Raw genomic sequence first — 17618 nt, forward strand, 5'->3', positions numbered from 1 at the left:
ATTATGGACCCACCTGATCCCATGCCGAACTCAGCAGTGAAACGTAATAGCGCCGATGGTAGTGTGGGGTCTCCCCATGTGAGAGTAGGACATCGCCAGGCTTCCAATTTAGATTATCGCAGTGAACGTGCGGTGATTTGAGTGGAGCGGTAGTTCAGTTGGTTAGAATACCGGCCTGTCACGCCGGGGGTCGCGGGTTCGAGTCCCGTCCGCTCCGCCACTTATACTAAGCCCAAGCAGAAATGCTTGGGCTTTTTTACGTTCAAATTTTGTATCACTCAATACTGAGTGAAGCGGTAGTTCAGTTGGTTAGCCTATTAACCTTGAAAGCAGCGGCCTGTCACGCCGGGGGTCGCGCTGATGTTCGGTATGGAAGTCCCGTCCGCTCCGCCACTTATTAAGAAGCCTCGTCGAAAGACGGGGCTTTTTTACATCTGTCGAATATCTTCGCCCTGCGGTCGAATGAGTCCCGCTTGTGCGCAAGCCCGGCCGTTCCGCCACTTATATTAAGCCCAAGCAGAAATGTTTGGGCTTTTTTACGTTCAAATTTTATATCCTCAATACTGAGTGAAGCGGTAGTTCAGTTGGTTAGCCTATTAACCTTGAAAGACTCGGGCTTTTTTACGCCTTAAGAATAGACTTCTCGCTTCTTGTACATCATTGAACTCCAGACTTTATTCCTGTTGCTAGACTTATCAATAAATTCTGTGAGGGATTTATTATGCGAAAGATAGTCTTAGTTATCAGTCTATGGTCTTTAGCCGCCTGTACAACGGATCAAAGCAGCTTTCCGGCCGAGATCACCTATGATTGTCAGGCTGGGCAATACTTCACATTAACGTACCCTACCGCAGAGTCTGCGATCGTGAATTATTTGAATGATACCCGAACACTTGAGAGACGGCGCTCGGCTTCGGGGGCGCAGTATCGTGATCTGGAGGGCAGTACTTATCTATACACAAAGGGGGATGAAGCCATGCTTGAGTGGAATGAGATTAGATTGGAGGGATGTGTTGCCAGGGAATAAATAATCACTGCTTGGGATGTATATAGTAGTCTGCTTTTAGCTGATGATATTGTTTATAGCAATATCAAAGTGAATCATATTGTGATTAGAACATTGAATTACTTTCCAATTGATATGAGTGAAATAAGATGCGTTTCATGCTGGCTGTATGGTGTCCCGAATGCTTGCAATTACACATAAAATTTCACACTTATCCGTTAGCTACTGAATTGTTACTTAGTAGGAATCTTGATAGCGTGTTGCAACTTTTGTGAAACCAAGTGCATGGAGGGTATGGTTATGTCACTGGTAAAAGCGGCGACTTTAATGGCTTCGGTGGTTCTAAGTAGTAATGTGCTTGCTACAACGATCTCTGCAACGGATTATCGAATTAACTACGAGGGGAGGCACGTCAAAAACTGGAACGAAGGCAATGTCGAACTGAGTTGGCCTGGTTCAAGTATTCAGTTTGAATTTTCCGGTACTCGGTTGGCCGTTAATTTAGATGGACGTGGAACACAGTTCGATGTGATGGTTGATGGTGAGTTTAGCCATATTCTAAAGACATCTGCTGGTTTGGCTAATTACGATCTTTTGAACTTCCCCGAGGAAGAGGAAGTGCATGTAGAGCTCATTAAACGTAATGAGAATTATGATGCCATGATCCGAGTTGATAGCTTTGAAGCGGATGGCGAAATTGAAGGTGTCTGGGAACAGCAACCGCATATCTTGTTCTATGGTGATTCGATTACCGTGGGATACGGTAATGAATCTAACAAGCGAGAATGTACAACGGCAGAGGTGATAGATACGACAAATGCGCGTTTATCTTATGCTTCTATTGCTGCTGATGAGCTCGATGCTAGCCGTACTTTAGTTGCCTATTCCGGTTTGGGGATGGTAAGAAACTGGAACGGTGGTGAGCCGTATCATAATCTTCCTCATTACAAAAATAAGGCTGGCTCCATTTTTAATACAGGCGAAGAGTATCAAGATCGCCACCCGGACCTTGTTGTAATTAATTTGGGAAGCAATGACTTTAGTACACCCTTGCAGCCCGGTGAACCTTGGCCTGATATGGGCACTTTTTTCGATGTCTGGGTGAATACCTATGTTGACTTTATTCTTCAGCAGCGAGCTCGGTATGGTGATGTTCCTATTCTGATGATTTCAAAAGATTGGTTCAAAGAGCCAATGGGTGCAGTAGAAGCACAGCTGGCTGCTCGAAATATTGAAGATGTGTATAGTCATTATTATATGACTGAACATTTAGGATGTATGGGGCACCCTATTGAATCTGAGCATCGAGTGATGGCTGATAATTTGGTTAAGAGAATAGAAGAGCTATCATTGCTTGATTAGTTTGAGAGCTTCTTCAAATAGAGAGGGTTACCCCTCTCTATTTAATAGCATAATTTATTAATCTCATTAATTACCTTGTCTGTATGTGAGTTAATAAAAAAATGACCGCCATTGAATAATTTCACATTGATGTTTCCATTGAAATGTAACCTCCACTCCTCGATATCATCTAAGCTCACTTCTTCATCGAGCAATCCAAACAAAAGAGTAAATGGAATATCATATTTATTCTCAGGGTGTTCCGTTTGGTAGTCTGCAACTTCAAAGTCTGCTCTTAGAATATTAATGCAGATATTGAGAAGTTCTTTATTTTCAAGTATTTCATGAGGTGTTGCATTGAGTCTTTCTATCTCTTGAACAAACTCTTTTTCTGGTAATAAATAGCTTCCTGACTTGTGTCTTATCTGGTGTGGGGCCTTACACCCTGATGCGATAAAGTGCATGGGTAAAGGCTGTTCTTTTTCCTTGAAAAACTCCAATAGCTGATAGCCAATCCGTCCGCCCATGCTGTGGCCAAATATAATGTAGGGCCTCGGCTCCAGTTCTAGTAAGGCACTACCAAGCTCAGGGACAAGTTTGCCCATTTGGGATATTAATGCTTCACTGAATCTATTTGCTCGCCCAGGCAGTTGAACAAGAACTGCCTCCACCTCTGGGGGAAGTTGGCTTACCCAATCTTGATAAATAGAGGCGCTCCCTCCGGCATAGGGAAGGAAAATGATTCGGATTTTTGCATTGTCTGAATTATATCTTGAGTACCATTTTGACATTTTAATCATTTAAGTAACGAAAAGGTTATCTAATAATATCTTTCTTTATTATTTATCTAGCTATTATTTTTGTTTTATTCTGTTTTTTGGAGGTGAATCGCAATTTGTATGCTGTGTTATTAGCTTTTCGTTTAATTTCTTGAGGTATTTCCAGATGTAACAATGCTTGTTGATTACTATATCTCTTGGTGTGGTAAATATAACTGGATATCTTTTAATTTAATATTTTTCAGAGGTTAGGCATGAGAAAAGTTGCGTTATTGTTTCCTGGTCAAGGGTCTCAATATATTGGTATGGGTCAGGAGTTATTTAAATTAAATCCTGTCGTTAATAATACATTTGTTGAAGCTTCTGAAGTATTAGATAGAGATATAGCCAAGCTGTGTTTTGAGTCTTCCCCGGAGGTATTAACACAGACTGAAAATGCCCAGGTAGCCATTTTGACAATGAATGTGGCGTTGTATCGTCAGTTTGAGAGTGAATACGGCATCATGCCATCCGCAGTAGCCGGTCATAGCCTGGGCGAGTATGCCGCCTTGGTTGCAAGTCGTGTATTGTCATTTTCTGATGCATTAAAACTGGTTGAGCAACGCGCCAGACTAATGGCAGAGGCGGCAGCCAATAGCCAGGGTGCAATGCTGGCAGTTATTGGTGCTGACGAAGCTCTTGTGAAGCAATACTGCGAGCAGGCTTCGGGGGGTAGTACAGTCGTTGCGCCAGCCAATTTCAATGCCGGTGATCAGATTATTGTTTCGGGGGCGGTTGATGGCATTGAGGCTATCCAGCAATATTTCGATGATCTTAACATCAAAAACCAACGGCTAAGAGTTAGCGGGGCCTTCCATTCGCCGTTGATGCAGGCTGCTGCTGATCATTTTGAGCCGGAAATTGCGAAATATACCTTTGCCGAACCTGTCTGCCCGGTTATTTCAAACGTAACAGGCCAGGCATACAAGGGAGCAAGTGAGATTAAGCAGCTGTTGGTTGATCAGTTAGTAAGTCCTGTTTGCTGGAGGCAAACGATGGATTATATCCAGCAGGAATGTATTAGTCTGGCACTGGAGCTTGGACCTGGCTCGGTATTGAAAAAGCTGGCGAAACATTATTATGCCGTCGAAGCCCTTTCTTATGATCTCAAGGCCGATCGTGAGCACTTAAGTGCCTTGGTAATGAACCGCTCAGAGCGGGCTCAGTTTAACCAGGAACAGAATATCAATGTGTTCAATAAATGCATGGCTGTCGCGGTTAGTACCCGTAATACCAATGACGATATTGAAGCGTATGAGAGAGGAGCTGTTCAGCCATATAACGCATTGAAAGCGTTGAATGAGGCCGGTGACGTGACGGCTGATACGGCACAGCAAGCTTTGAGTCTGTTAAAGACCATTCTGGATACCAAGGGCGTATCGCATCACGAACAGCTTCAGCGTTTTAACCAGGTCGCCGACGAAGTACAGCTGAATACCTTGATCACTGATTTTTCTGCTTCAGAATTAGTGGGTTAGTCGGATGTTCAATGATTTTCTTAAAGTGAATAAGGGGGAGAAAAAGCCCCCGAAATCCGACTCGCCGCCTTTACAAGCGAGAGCTCAGTCTCGTTCACGGCATCAAGATATTGCGATTATCGGCATTGACTGCCGTATTGGCGATGCCGAACGGTTAGAGGATTTCTGGCATAAGCTGCAGCAAGATAAAGACTTTATTCGCCCATTTCCGGGTTCTCGTGCGTTAGATGCCGGACACATCGAACAAGGTGATGCCTGCTTTTATCCCGCGGCTTTCCTTGAGCATGTCGATCAGTTCGACCACGAGTTTTTTAACTTGTCCTATAACGAGGCGTGCGGCATGGATCCCAACCAGCGCCTGTTATTGCAAAGTTCGTGGCGTGCTTTTGAGGATGCCGGTTATGGCAAGGCGGCATTGTCAGGGAGCAAGGTGGGCATTTTTGTTGGGTTCAATAGCGATTTCGACCCCACATACCGTCAATACGTTGAGCAGATCGCGCCTGATAGTGCCGATATGCTATCTGAAGCCGGCAATATTCAGTCGGTTATAGCGAGCCGGCTGGCTTATATCCTGGATCTGAAAGGACCAAGCCTTGTTGTTGATACGGCCTGTTCTTCCTGCTTGACCGCCTTGCATTTGGCTTGTCAGTCGTTGCAGAAGAAAGAGTGCACGATGGCCTTGCTCGGAGGCGTTAAGGTCCGTCTGCTGCCGCTAGCCGATGAAAACGAACTGGGGCTGCGTTCTGTTTCAGGGCGCTGCAAAACCTTTGATGAGCGTTCGGATGGTATTGGGTCTGGGGAAGGTGTTGTTTCGTTGATCCTTAAGTCAGTGAGTGAGGCTGAGCGAGATGGCGATCATATCTACGCCGTGGTGAAGTCTACTGGGGTTAGTCAGGACGGCCGTTCGGTAGGAATTACGGCGCCCAATGCCGATGCTCAACACCAGCTTCTCCAGGATGTCCTGAGAAAAGGGGATATCGATCCGGAAACCATTGCCTTATACGAGGCGCATGGAACGGGCACCAAACTGGGAGACCCTATCGAGCTGTCAGCGATTAACAAAGCCTACCGATTATTCAGCGATAAAAGGCAGTATTGTGCGATTGGTGCGGTCAAAAGCAATATTGGCCATCTGGATCATGCGGCAGCCATGGGCGGGATGATTAAACTTATCATGGCGCTCAAGCACAAGACACTGCCTGCGACCCTGCACTTTTTGTCGCCTAACGCAGAAATTGATTTCATCGATAGCCCATTATATGTCAATGATACCTGTTCCAAATGGCCACAGACGGCATTTCCACGCCGCGCTGCCCTCAGTGCATTTGGCCTGAGTGGCACGAATGCCCATGCAATTTTCGAAGAATATTCCCACGATGTAAGCGACTGCGAAGCTGGCAATGCTGCGTTAATCACTGCGCCGACGGGGACGACTTACTGGATACCGCTATCTGCTGCCAGCCTGCCAGCATTGGAACGAGTTGTTGCTGACTATGCCGACTGGCTGTCAGCTCCTTTGGCGGCGGAGTCTTTGAGAGATCAGGCGTTTACCTTGGCCTGTGGACGTTCACATCATGCACATCGCCTTCTTCTGTGCGTAGAAGATCTGGTGGATCTGCGCCAGCAGCTGCAGCAACTACAATCCGGAGACCTGTCAGACTGCCCTATGTACGGCTATCACAAGGTTGTTCCGCCAAGCAAACAGGTTCGCTCTCAGGGAGAGCTTACGGATGATGATCTCCGCCAGCTAACCGACACAGTCAGAGACAGACTGAACGGGAAAACAAGCCGGATTGATCAAGAGGTTGCCGAGTTATACCTGCAAGGTGCCGATATTGACTGGAACTCCTTGTACAAAGGTGGCGCATATCAGCGTCTATCTTTGCCTGCCTATCCCTTTGAGGCCAAGCGTTGCTGGGTTTCTTTGCCTAAGTCTGTGAAGCTTCGCGGTGAGCGTGAGGTCAACCATCCTCTGGTTGACTGTGTTCTGGCTGACTCCTATGACCGTACGATTTTCATGACGCGGTTTGATGTCGACAAGCACTGGGTACTGAACGAGCACATCATTGATGGCAACTACATTATTCCCGGGACGACCTATGTTGAAATGGCCTCGGCGCTGGCGACAAGTTACCTGGGGTATGAAGCCGTTGAGCTGCGCAAGGTTATCTTCTTACAGCCGGTGATTGTCGAGCAACATTCCCCTCGTGATATTCAACTGGTGATGATCCATGAAGACAATCACGAGCGGTTTATTGTGACGGGGCATCAGGGAGGGGACTGGATCACCTACGCCCAGGGTGAGATCCACCGCTGTCAGCCTGATACTTCCGACGTAATGATACCGGAAGGAGCCAGCCTCGCTAACTTTGAGGCGGTTACCGAAGCCCAGATCAACCAGCAGGAAGTCAGTGATGTCGGCCCGCGTTGGGACAGTCTGACTCGCGCCAGCCGGTACCAGCATCAGGTATTCGGCGAGTTCTCGCTTGATCGGCGTTTTGTCGGCGAGGTGGCTGACTATCATATTCATCCGGCACTGATGGATCATTGTGTCAATATTGCCAACGGGCTTGCGGGGACCGATACCTACCTGCCGTTTTCCTACCGCTCGATTAAGGTCTACAAAGCGCTTCCAGCTCAGTTCTCGGCCTTGCTGACGATGAAAAAAGGTCAGGACCCGGCACCGGAAACGGTGAAATATGATATCGACATTGTCGATCCGGACAACGAACCCGTTATGGTTATCCGGGACTATGTCATCAAGCAGTACAAGCAGAATTTCCGTGCCGAACCGGGTGACGGTTTCGAAACCGTACTGCTACCTCAGGAGCTTTCACAATCCCGTTCCCCTGAAGGGGAGGATATTGTCCTGCTGGGAGCTGAGCCGAACGGAATGCTATCGTCGTTAGCAACGGCGCTGTCGCAGAGTAACCGGGTTATAAGTTACGAAAACCTTGAGGAGCTGAAACCGAATAGTGCGTCTCTTGTCGCTGCCGACAGGGTCGTATTTTACCTCGGTAATCGCGCGGGTGATGGCATGACAGCTGTCGAGGAAACGGCCGTTGAGCTGTTCCGTTTTACCAAACAGCTGGTACAGATCCAGCGTAAGCAGCCACTTCAGCTAAACATCATTGCTGCGAACGGGTTTGCTTCAGAGTCCGGGACCACCGTAGATCCGGCTGTGCACGCGATGTATGCCATGGCAAAGGTGGTTAGTCAGGAGCTTCACCATGTCTCGGTGAGCTGTATTGATGTGCACTCAGATACACCGGTAGCTGAAATTTTGCCTTTACTCTACCCGACAGCAGGCTACCAGATGTTGGTATGGCGGGATAAATGCTGTTACCAGCCTGTTCTGCAGCCGCGTCAGATGCCTCAAGCGGCACCGTCTTCGGTGATCACTGCCGGAAAGAGCTACGTGATAACAGGGGCATCAGGCGCACTGGCTCAGCAGGCTGCGCTGGCCATTGCGGCTCAGGCCGCCTGCCACCTATGTCTGATTAGCCGGACTGATCCCCAAGGCAACAGTGCTAAGTCTCACCAGCTCAAAACGCTTATCGAACAGTTACGGGGGCTGGGAGCAATGGTTGAGCATCACCAGCTTGATGTCGCCAATGCCGATGGCATCGCGTCAGTACTGGCCCAGGCCCGCCAGCGTTATGGTGGAATCGGCGGTGTGGTCCATACCGCGGGACTGGCTGGGGACGGGTTCATCTTCCGCAAGGACGAGGCTGAATTCCGTCAGGTGACCCAGGCCAAAATTGCCGGGGCTTATGTACTGGACAGATTGACCCGGGAAGACGGGCTGGACTTTTTTGTCCTGTACTCATCGGTCACGGCGGTATTTGCCGGTATGGGCCAGTCTGATTACACCTACGCTAACGCCTGGCTTGACGGGTTGGCTGAACAGCGCTGTCAGCAAGGGCTACCGGCCTTGTCTGTTCAGTGGCCGGCCTGGTCCGAGATCGGGATGGCTGTCGAGAAGCAGGCCAAGTTTGACGGTCTGATGGCACCACTGACGACCCAGCAGGGAATGGCTGCTTTCGAGAGCCTGCTTGCTAGCGGTAGTCAGGGCACTGTGATGCCGGGACAGCTCAATCCATCCTATGACCAGTCCGTGGAGGAGCTCCCGGTGACACTGGGCTTTTCGCTTCAGACAACCAGACCGCAACAAACCACACGGCAACAAACCATACCGACTGATGAACCTATTGTCCTCAAGGGGGGCGGCGATTTGGCGACGGATGACATTCACCAGTCTGTTGCTGCCGTATGGGCCTCAGTGCTTGGTCTTGGCGAAGTCGACCTCTTTGATAGTTTCTTCAGCCTCGGTGGCGATTCCATCCTGGCGGTCAAAGTGATTCAGTTACTCGAGAAAGAGTTCGGCAACATCATAGATGTCACTGATATTTTCACCTATCCCACCGTTTCGCAGCTTGCAGAGTACATTCGTCCCTTGATCCAACCTCCTGAACCGCAGGAACACGAGCCTGAAGACGATGATACCGATCTGGATACCTTACTGAGCCAGTTGGAGTCCGGGGATATTTCGGTCGAAGAAGCGAATGCGAAGTCATTTAACTAGTTATCGATAAAGAATGAGATATTAAGGGTCAAGGAAGCGTTATGTCTGACTTAAAAAAATACATATTCAGCCAAGTGGCAAACAATACCTTATCGAAGGAAGAGGCCAAGAAGCTGCTTAACGAACTGCAAAGTGGCGAGAAGAAGAGCAAAGATATCGCCATCATCGGGATGGCCGGGCGGTTCCCCGGCGGTCCGGACAAAGAGGCCTACTGGGGCAATATTGTTCGTGGTACCAACTTAATCCGAGATTTACCCGAGGCACGCAAGAAGGCGATTCAGTATTACATTGAAAACGTTTTCAACAAGCAGTACCCCGATCGGGCGATTACCGATTTTCGCGAAGATAAAATTAACTACCAGAAGCAGGGATACTTTGAGCAAATTCATGAGTTTGATGCCAGTGTATTTGGTATTTCTCCTCGTGAAGCGGCGGTTATCGATCCGATCCAGCGGATTTTCCTCGAGGAGGTCTATCACGCGATGGAAGATGCCGGTTATGGCGGCGAAAAGATCCTCGGTTCGAATACCGGTGTCTTTATCGGCCGTAACCATACCAAGAGCCTGAGTTTCGACATTATGGTCGAGGACGAGCCACTCGGGGTGACGGGTACATGGACCGGGATCCTGTCTAGCCGGATCTCGTACCTGTTTGATCTGAAAGGGCCGAGTATCGTCACGGATACCGCCTGCTCTGCCGGTTTGGTTTCTGTTCACCAGGCCTGTATGGCCATTCGTAGCGGAGAGTGTGAGATGGCACTCGCCGGCGGGGTCAGCGGCGTGCAGTACAACCCGGTAATTGGCGCAGATACCTCTTTGGCGACCTATGAGTCGGCTGACGGTATCGTCAAGACGTTTGATGACCGTGCCAACGGAACTGTCTGGAGTGAAGGGGCCGGTGTTGTGATGCTCAAATCTCTGGAGCAGGCCATCAAGGACGGTGATCGGGTTTACGCGGTTATCAAGGGTAGTGCTGCCAATAACGACGGTCGCTCCAATGGCTATACGGCTCCAAATGCACTTGCTCAGGAAGAAATGCTGGTGAAGGCATGGAAAGATGCCGAGATCAACCCTGAGCAGGTTAGTTACATAGAGGCTCACGGTACCGGGACGGCGCTGGGTGATCCGATTGAGATCAAGGCGCTCAGCAATGCCTTCAAGCGCTTTACCAACAAGAAGCAGTTTTGTGCGATCGGGACGGCAAAATCGAACATGGGGCACCTTGTCGGAGCGTCGGGTATTGCTGGACTGATCAAGGTTGTCATGGCTTTGCAGGCGAAAAAATTGCCGTCGACAATTAACTTTGAAAAGCCGAACCAGTTCATTAATTTCCCTAATTCTCCGGTGTATGTGTCAAGCGAAATGACCCCCTGGCAGACCATCGGTGATGTACCGCGAACCGCAGGGGTCAACTCGTTCGGATTTAGCGGCACCAACTGTCATGTCGTGGTGCAGGAGGCGCCTGCTCAGCCGGCCCGTAACGAAGTGACAGAGACTTCATATCTGTTCCCGATATCGGCTAAGTCAGTTCAGTCGTTTGAGGCGTTGCTGAAAAACTATCTGACCTATTTTGATGCCGAGGGCGACAACCTGGCTATTCAGGATGTTTGCTATACCGCCTCGACCGGCCGTGGGCACTACAACCTGCGCGCCATGATCATTGCCAGCTCTGTGTCTGATCTGCGAGCCAAGATCCGGGCTGTGATTGAGTCAGGCTACGAAGAATGCACCGAAGACTGGTTCCTGTTTGCCGAACATAAGGTTGTCAGCGACAGCAAGCGTCAGCGGGAGCAGGGTGAGCTGACCGAGCACGAAAAGAAAGATCACAGCAGGGCGGCGGCGCAACTTATTGCGGATCTGACCGCGAAGCCAGCCGTCTCGGTGATCAAGCAGACCTTCCTGGCCAGTTACTATGTCAAAGGGGCCGACATAGCCTTCGACAAGCTTTACTCATCGCCGTGCCAGCGCGTGAGGCTGCCGGTCTATCCGTATGATCGCAAGGAATTCTGGCCCGAGCCAGCCATGATTGATGCCTTCCGCGGCGCCGGCAAGGTGCAGGAAAATATCCATCCGCTGCTGCACAAACTGGCCGTATCGAGCAGGGACAAGGATATATTTACGACCGAACTGTCACTGGAAGAGCACTGGCCGCTGACCGAGCACCTGATCCTGGGGATCAATATCCTTCCGGGCACAGCCTATGTCGAGGCCTTCAAGCAGATTGCGTCCTATTACTGGGGAGAGGTACCGGTCGAGATTAGCAATATGGCCTTCCTGGCACCGCTGGTTGTGACACCAGAGACAGATGGCTACGAAGTCCAGTTTGTGGTGGCGCACCGTGAGCAGGGCGTTGATATCGAGGTGATCAGCTATAACGGTTCTGACTGGATCAAGCATATCAGTGGCTCATTGCGCCAGCTGACGTCTGTGCCAGAGCACCGTGTCGATCTCGAGGCGCTAAAAGCGGGCAAGGAAGCTCAGGACAGCATGTACAGCAATAACACCGACTTCTCCTTCGGGCCTCGCTGGCGGTGTTCCGAGCGTCAGTGGGTGGGCGAGAACGAGTTTATCCATAACAACAAACTGGCGCCGGAATTCTGGCCAGACTTGGATACCTACTACCTCCATCCGAGCCTGCTGGATCAGAGTGCCAACGGTTTTAGCCAGACTATCATTCCGGGCACTATGTATCTGCCTTATATCTACACGTCGATGAAGGTCTACGCACCGCTGCCTGCTGAGTTTTACACCGTGACTCGTCTTAAGAGCTCTCGAAGCGGACACAATGAAACACTGACCTTTGATCTGACCTTGTGTGATGTCGAGGGCAACATTCTTGCCGAGATGACAGATTACAACATCAAGCGGGTTGACCGTAAGCGCTTCCAGGTTCAGAACGACAAAGGATCGGCCTTCTATCGTGTCGACTGGCAGGCCGAGGCGGCTGACAGCCAGGTTAAGGAAATGCCAGGACGTCTGATCTTCCTGAACTCAGGGGATGCACGTAGCCGTCAGCTCAAGTCTGCGTTCGAGCATCGTGGTGCCACGTTGATTGATGTGACGCTGGGCGATCAGGTTGCCAAGGTAGATGATAATACCTACACCGTCGGAGACAGCGAGGCTGACTATCTGGCGCTCTTCGAGTTGCTGGCTGCCGAACCTGTAGCCCATGTTGTTCACGGCTTCCTGGTCAATTCTATCCCGGATGACGAGGTCCTGCTGAGCAAGGGCATTTATAGCGTTATCTATACCATCAAAGCCATGCTGGCGAACAAAATTAACAGCGACGTCGCCTTCTCGGTATTGACCCATCAGGCGCAGCAGATCTCCTCGGAACAACAGGTCAATGCTTATGGCAGGGCTGTCGAGGGCTTGTGTAAATCCATCAAAATGGAATATGGGAAAGTCGCTACCCGGGTTATTGATACCGACTTGCATACCAGCATTGAACCTCTGGCGGCAGAGTTTGCCAATGTCGAGGGGCCGTTCAGCGTAGCCTTCCGGGGCGAAAAACGTTACTTGCCGCAGTTTGGCATAGTCAATCCGACCGAGCTGGGTTCAGAGCCGCTTTCGCTAAAATCTGATGGCTGCTATGTGATCACCGGTGGTTCGGGCGGGCTGGCCCTGGAGACGGCGGTTCATCTTGCCGGCAAGCAGCCAGTCAATCTTGTGTTGATGAGCCGTTCGCCGTTGAATCCTGACGATCCTCGTATGGAGAAGGTAAGCGAAGCCTTGAGTACCATTGAGGTAGCCGGTAGCCATGTGCAGTACTTTAGCGCCGATGTGACCGATGAAGCTTCACTGGCTTCTGCCCTCGACAAGGCGCGGGCGCTATACGGCAGGATTAATGGTGTATTCCATTGTGCAGGTGCGGCGGGCCGTGGCCTGATCATGGACAAAGACCAGTCGGTTTACGACAAGGTGTTGCTGCCTAAGATCCGCGGTACGGTATTACTTGATCGCCTGACCCGACAAGATGAAACAGACTTTATGGTGTTCTACTCATCGATATCGTCACTGTTTGCCGGCCAGGGACAGGCGGACTATACCGCAGCAAACAGCTTCATGGATGCCTATGCAGAAAATCTCATGCTGCAGGGGCGCCGAGCTCTGGCGATCAACTGGGCACCTTGGATGGAAACCGGTATGGCGGTTGAGCACGGCGTCGGCTCGGGCGAGGGCACCTATGTCTACGGTCTGGGGGATGCCGAAGCACTGGATATGCTCGATACCATGCTCGACAGCAACCTGCCGGTATTGTGTAGCGGTCGCCTGAATCTGTCTGTCTTTGACGAACGCGGTTCTATCGTGCCTTTGTCTGACGGGATCAGCCAGCAGGTTCGTAAGCATGCCGACAAAGACAGCCAAGCCAAGAATCAAGCCAAGAACCCGGCCAGTTCACCTGAAGCCGTGGATGCGGCGGATGTAACCCTGACCGGTTTCGAGCAGGGGGCAGCCAATGAAAATACCCAGCAATTGGCGGTTATCTGGGCTACTACCCTGGGTCTGAAAGAGATTGATATCTACGATACTTTCACCAGCCTGGGCGGGGATTCAATCCTGGCGATCGAGCTGCAAAGGGCGCTTGAGCAACGCTTCCCGGGCCAGTTTGATATCACCGATATCTACTCCTATCCGTCGGTAGCCATGATGGCTGATTACCTCAATGGAGGATCCGAAGAAGAGCCCGCTGGTAAGGCACAGCCCGATGATGATGAACTGATGGCAATGCTCGACGGGCTGGATAGTGGTGACTCCTCTATCGATGACATCCTGCAGGCTGTTGAGTAATAGACACGGAGAGACCGATATGAGTGATAACAAAGCACTAGCCCGGTATCTGCTGGAACAGGTCCAGGCGGGGAAATTTGACAAAGGTCATGCACTGGCGCTGATCAAGGCGCTCGGCGCAACTCGTGCCCGGACCGATGTGGCTATCGTCGGTATCTCCTGTCGCTTCTCTGCTGCCGAAACGCCGTTGGCGTTTTGGCAGAAGCTGGTGCAGGAGAAGACCGGTGGCGGGGAATACTCGTCTGACCGGCACGCAGACATGCACTATTTGTTCGGCGATCCGGCCGTGCCGAAAGATGCCGAAATTTGTATTAATAACTTGTTAGGTGATATCGATAAGTTTGATGCCGGTGAGTTTTCCCTCCTGGCAAAGGAAGCCCAGTTGATGGATCCGGGCCAGCGGGAGTTAATGCTGGCAGCGTGGCAGGCTATTGATGATGCGGGATACAGTCCGCAACAGTGGATGAACACCCATACCGGTGTGTTTGTCGGGGTGGACAGTAACGGCAAGTTTAATCTTGATCGCTATATCCGCGATCAGAGCCTTTACAGCAGTATGGGCTCGATGACCGGGTGGTTCCCGGGCCGTATTGCCGCCGCGCTCAATGTTGACGGGCCTTGCCTGGCGATGGATACGGGCTGCTCCTCCGGGCTGGTGGCGCTGGATGCTGCTGTTAACGCCATCCGTGACAATTCCTGCGAGCAGGCAATTGTCGCCAGCGTTAACCTGCTTAACCTCTACAAGAGCGATGTGGCCGACGGCATGGAAGGCATGAATGCAACGTCGGAACGCAGTGCCGCGTTCGATGATAATGCCAACGGCATGCTCTGGGGGGAAGGCGCCTGTAGTGTGATTGTCAAACCGCTGCAAAAAGCCATCGAGGCGGGCGATAACATCTATGGTGTGATCCGGGGAACCGCTGTTAACCATGACGGGCAGGCTGTAAGGCAGAGCAAGGTGATGCAGAAGGCCTGGCAGGACGGGAAAATTAATCCCGAAGAGCTGGATTACATCGAGGCCCATGGTACCGGAACCCATTTAGGCGACTCGATTGAGCTTTCCTCGATTATCAGCGCCTTCAAGCCTTATACCAAGAAGAAGCAGTTCTGTGGGATGGGCTCTCTGATGGCTAATATTGGTCACACCGCCGGGGTATCGGGTCTGGCGCGAGTGATTAAGGTTCTGCTGGCCATGAAGCATAACAAGTTGCCGGCCTCGCCTAACTTCCATGTTCCCAATCACCATCTGCAGCTCGAGCAGTCACCGGTCTATATCCAGGATCGCCTGACCGACTGGCCGCAGCCCGATAAGCCCAAACTGGTCGGGGTCAGTGCCTTTAGTATGACCAAGACCAATTGCCATATGGTGATTGAGGAATATCAGGCTCCCGCGTTTGAACAGCCTGACGTGCCGCTGCTGCTGACGGTGACGGCCGATGACATCGATAAGCTGAAAAGACAGCTGAGTGCCATGCATACTCGTATCTGTCAGGACGAGCAGCTTGATTTGGGGGCGTTGTGCTATACGGCCAATACCGGTCGCGAGCTTCGCAGCCATGTGATCACACTGGCGTTTGCCTCTCGAACCGAGTGCCTGCAAAGGCTGGAGGCGGCTCGTAGAGATCTTGGTGATAACTGGGAATCCAGTGCTCAGGAGGGGGCTGTTTACCATGTGTTGGCGCCCGTACCGACATCAAGGCAGGGACTGGCAATGCCTCCGGCAGGTGCAGGTCGTGAGATTCATCTTCTAGAGCAGGTTGAGGCGCTTTACCGTGCCGGCAAGCAGGTTGACTGGTCGTCGTTATATGACGGGTATACTTTCAGGCGGATCAGCCTGCCGGGTTATCCGAGAAATACCGAGCGCTGCTGGGCACCGAAGTCCGCCCTGCGTCCTTTCCGCCCTGACAGTGAGCAGGAAGAAGAGTATGAGGAGCATCCTGCGCATCAGGTGCAATTGACCGGGCGCGGTGATGAGGGTTACAGCGAGACCGAGCAGGCTATCGGGGCGATATGGGGGGAGCTCTTTGGCCTTGAGACCATCGCCATCGATCAGAGCTTTGTGGATTATGGCGGTAACTCCCTGAGTGCAGCCGTTCTGGTTCAGAGCTTGAGTCATAACCTGCATAAAACAGTCAAACCTGAGCTGCTGTATCAGTATCAGACTATCGAGGCGCTGGCGGCGGTGCTGGAAGAAAAACCGGAATCTGACATTCAGGCACTGGCTCCGATACAGGAGATGATCACCGGCGAGCAGCCTATCAGCTCGACGCAGGCCTTTATGCTGGGGATCAGTGATACTCTCAAGAATCCGGGCCACCTCACCGTGGGTGTGGTGCTGTCCGTACAATACTCGCTGGTACCGGAGCGAGTGCGTGACGCCGTGCAGTACCTGGATGGCTACTACGATATGTTGCGGGCACGATTTGCCAAGACTGACGGCCAGTGGCACCAGGCTATTGCTCCCGAAGGTGAAGCGGTTAACTTCCAGCACATTGATATATCTGAAGTTCCCGAACAGGAGCATAAAAGGTTTATCGAGGAAACAGTCAACAGCAAGCTGTGTGCCCTGGATTTGGCATCGGGCCCCTTGTATACCGTTACGGTCTTCACTCAGGGCGAAGGTAAGCCGGACTATCTTGCGGCTTATTTCCACCATGTACTGATGGATGCCTTCTCCCTCAACCTCTATATGGGAAGTTTGCTGACCCTGTACAACCAGGTGACCCATGGCGGCCCGCTCACCCTTGGCAGCAAACCGTTGTCGTATTTCCAGTTTATCCAGGAAAGTCAGCGCTATGCGCGTGAAATCAGCGATGAACAGACACGGTTTATGACCGAGACGCCATTGCAGGATCTTCCTCTGCTTCCGCAAGACTATGCCGACGGCATTAACTATCGCTACTCCAAGGAAGAGCATAAGCAGGTGTTCGACAAGGAGACTACCGACAAGCTCTGCCGGGTGCTGGTGAAGCAGCACCAGGTGACGGTGCTGGATCTTCTGGTTGCGGCACTGGCCCACACTGTTGCCGGTTGGACCAAAGGGGAGTGGGTAGAAATCCATAACGTGATCACCGGGCGTGATGTGATCCATGACCGTAGCCATGACTTTACCCAGACGCTGGGGCTGTTTGCGGTGGGCTGCGATTTTGTGTTGCAGCATCGGCCGAGTGAGACACCGCTGGCTTACCTGCAGGATATTCAGTCGCAGTTATTGTCGCTGCCGGCCAAGGGATGCGGGAACTTTATTACCCAGAATATCGAGACTCGCGAGCCGGGCAGTCGGTATGACTACCTGCGCAAGCAGGTATCGATCAACTATCTGGGGGATATGTTCGAAGTGGATGAGGACAGCCCGGTACGTGTTGTCGATGGTATTTCTATTGAGGTGGATGATGATCATCTGGTGCATGCGGATATTCTCGATGTGCGCGGCAGCATCCAAAACGGTCAGTTGACGATGATCTGGGGATACAACCGAAAAATTCACCATATCGATACGATTAGGAAGCTTTCCGAGCAATTTGGTGCCTTCCTGCATCATCTGGTTGAGTGAGTCGGTGAGCGCTGCTAGCCGTTAATGCTGGCCCTCTGCCCTGGCAG

Annotated in this window: 7 protein-coding genes, 1 tRNA gene and 1 rRNA gene; 8 read left to right on the forward strand and 1 reads right to left on the reverse strand. The window is 51.2% G+C overall.

What is annotated here, in order from left to right:
• From rrf to L4D19_RS28985, 4 genes are all read left to right on the forward strand, one after another.
• Positions 1-101 (forward strand): 5S ribosomal RNA (gene rrf / locus L4D19_RS28970); the annotation flags it as partial.
• 42 nt (positions 102-143) lie between these two features.
• Positions 144-220, forward strand: a tRNA-Asp gene (locus L4D19_RS28975).
• A 501-nt stretch (positions 221-721) separates the two neighbouring features.
• Positions 722-1027, forward strand: a complete 306-nt coding sequence (locus L4D19_RS28980) for an MliC family protein (protein WP_428455252.1) — start codon at positions 722-724, stop codon at positions 1025-1027.
• Between the two features lie 279 nt (positions 1028-1306).
• On the forward strand, positions 1307-2368 hold the full coding sequence (locus L4D19_RS28985; protein WP_428455253.1) for an SGNH/GDSL hydrolase family protein: 1062 nt from the start codon (positions 1307-1309) through the stop codon (positions 2366-2368).
• Between the two features lie 41 nt (positions 2369-2409).
• Here the strand turns inward: L4D19_RS28985 and L4D19_RS28990 are convergent, their stop codons facing one another.
• Positions 2410-3138 (reverse strand): thioesterase II family protein, encoded by a 729-nt coding sequence (locus L4D19_RS28990; RefSeq protein ID WP_428455254.1) that lies wholly within the window; start codon positions 3136-3138, stop codon positions 2410-2412.
• 242 nt (positions 3139-3380) lie between these two features.
• Here L4D19_RS28990 and fabD point away from each other — a divergent pair, with 242 nt between their 5' ends.
• The 4 genes from fabD to L4D19_RS29010 are packed head-to-tail and all read left to right on the forward strand — an operon-like array spanning position 3381 to position 17571.
• On the forward strand, positions 3381-4643 hold the full coding sequence (gene fabD / locus L4D19_RS28995; RefSeq protein ID WP_428455255.1) for an ACP S-malonyltransferase: 1263 nt from the start codon (positions 3381-3383) through the stop codon (positions 4641-4643).
• Between the two features lie 4 nt (positions 4644-4647).
• Positions 4648-9228 (forward strand): SDR family NAD(P)-dependent oxidoreductase, encoded by a 4581-nt coding sequence (locus tag L4D19_RS29000; protein WP_428455256.1) that lies wholly within the window; start codon positions 4648-4650, stop codon positions 9226-9228.
• Positions 9229-9269: 41 nt separating this feature from the next.
• The gene (locus L4D19_RS29005; RefSeq protein WP_428455257.1) at positions 9270-14018 is read left to right on the forward strand and encodes a type I polyketide synthase; all 4749 of its coding nucleotides are present in this window, start codon (positions 9270-9272) and stop codon (positions 14016-14018) included.
• 19 nt (positions 14019-14037) lie between these two features.
• The gene (locus L4D19_RS29010) at positions 14038-17571 is read left to right on the forward strand and encodes a beta-ketoacyl synthase N-terminal-like domain-containing protein (protein WP_428455258.1); all 3534 of its coding nucleotides are present in this window, start codon (positions 14038-14040) and stop codon (positions 17569-17571) included.
• The last annotated feature ends 47 nt before the right edge of the window (positions 17572-17618 follow it).

Source organism: Photobacterium kasasachensis (assembly GCF_050336885.1).
Classification (GTDB): Bacteria; Pseudomonadota; Gammaproteobacteria; order Enterobacterales; family Vibrionaceae; genus Photobacterium; species Photobacterium kasasachensis.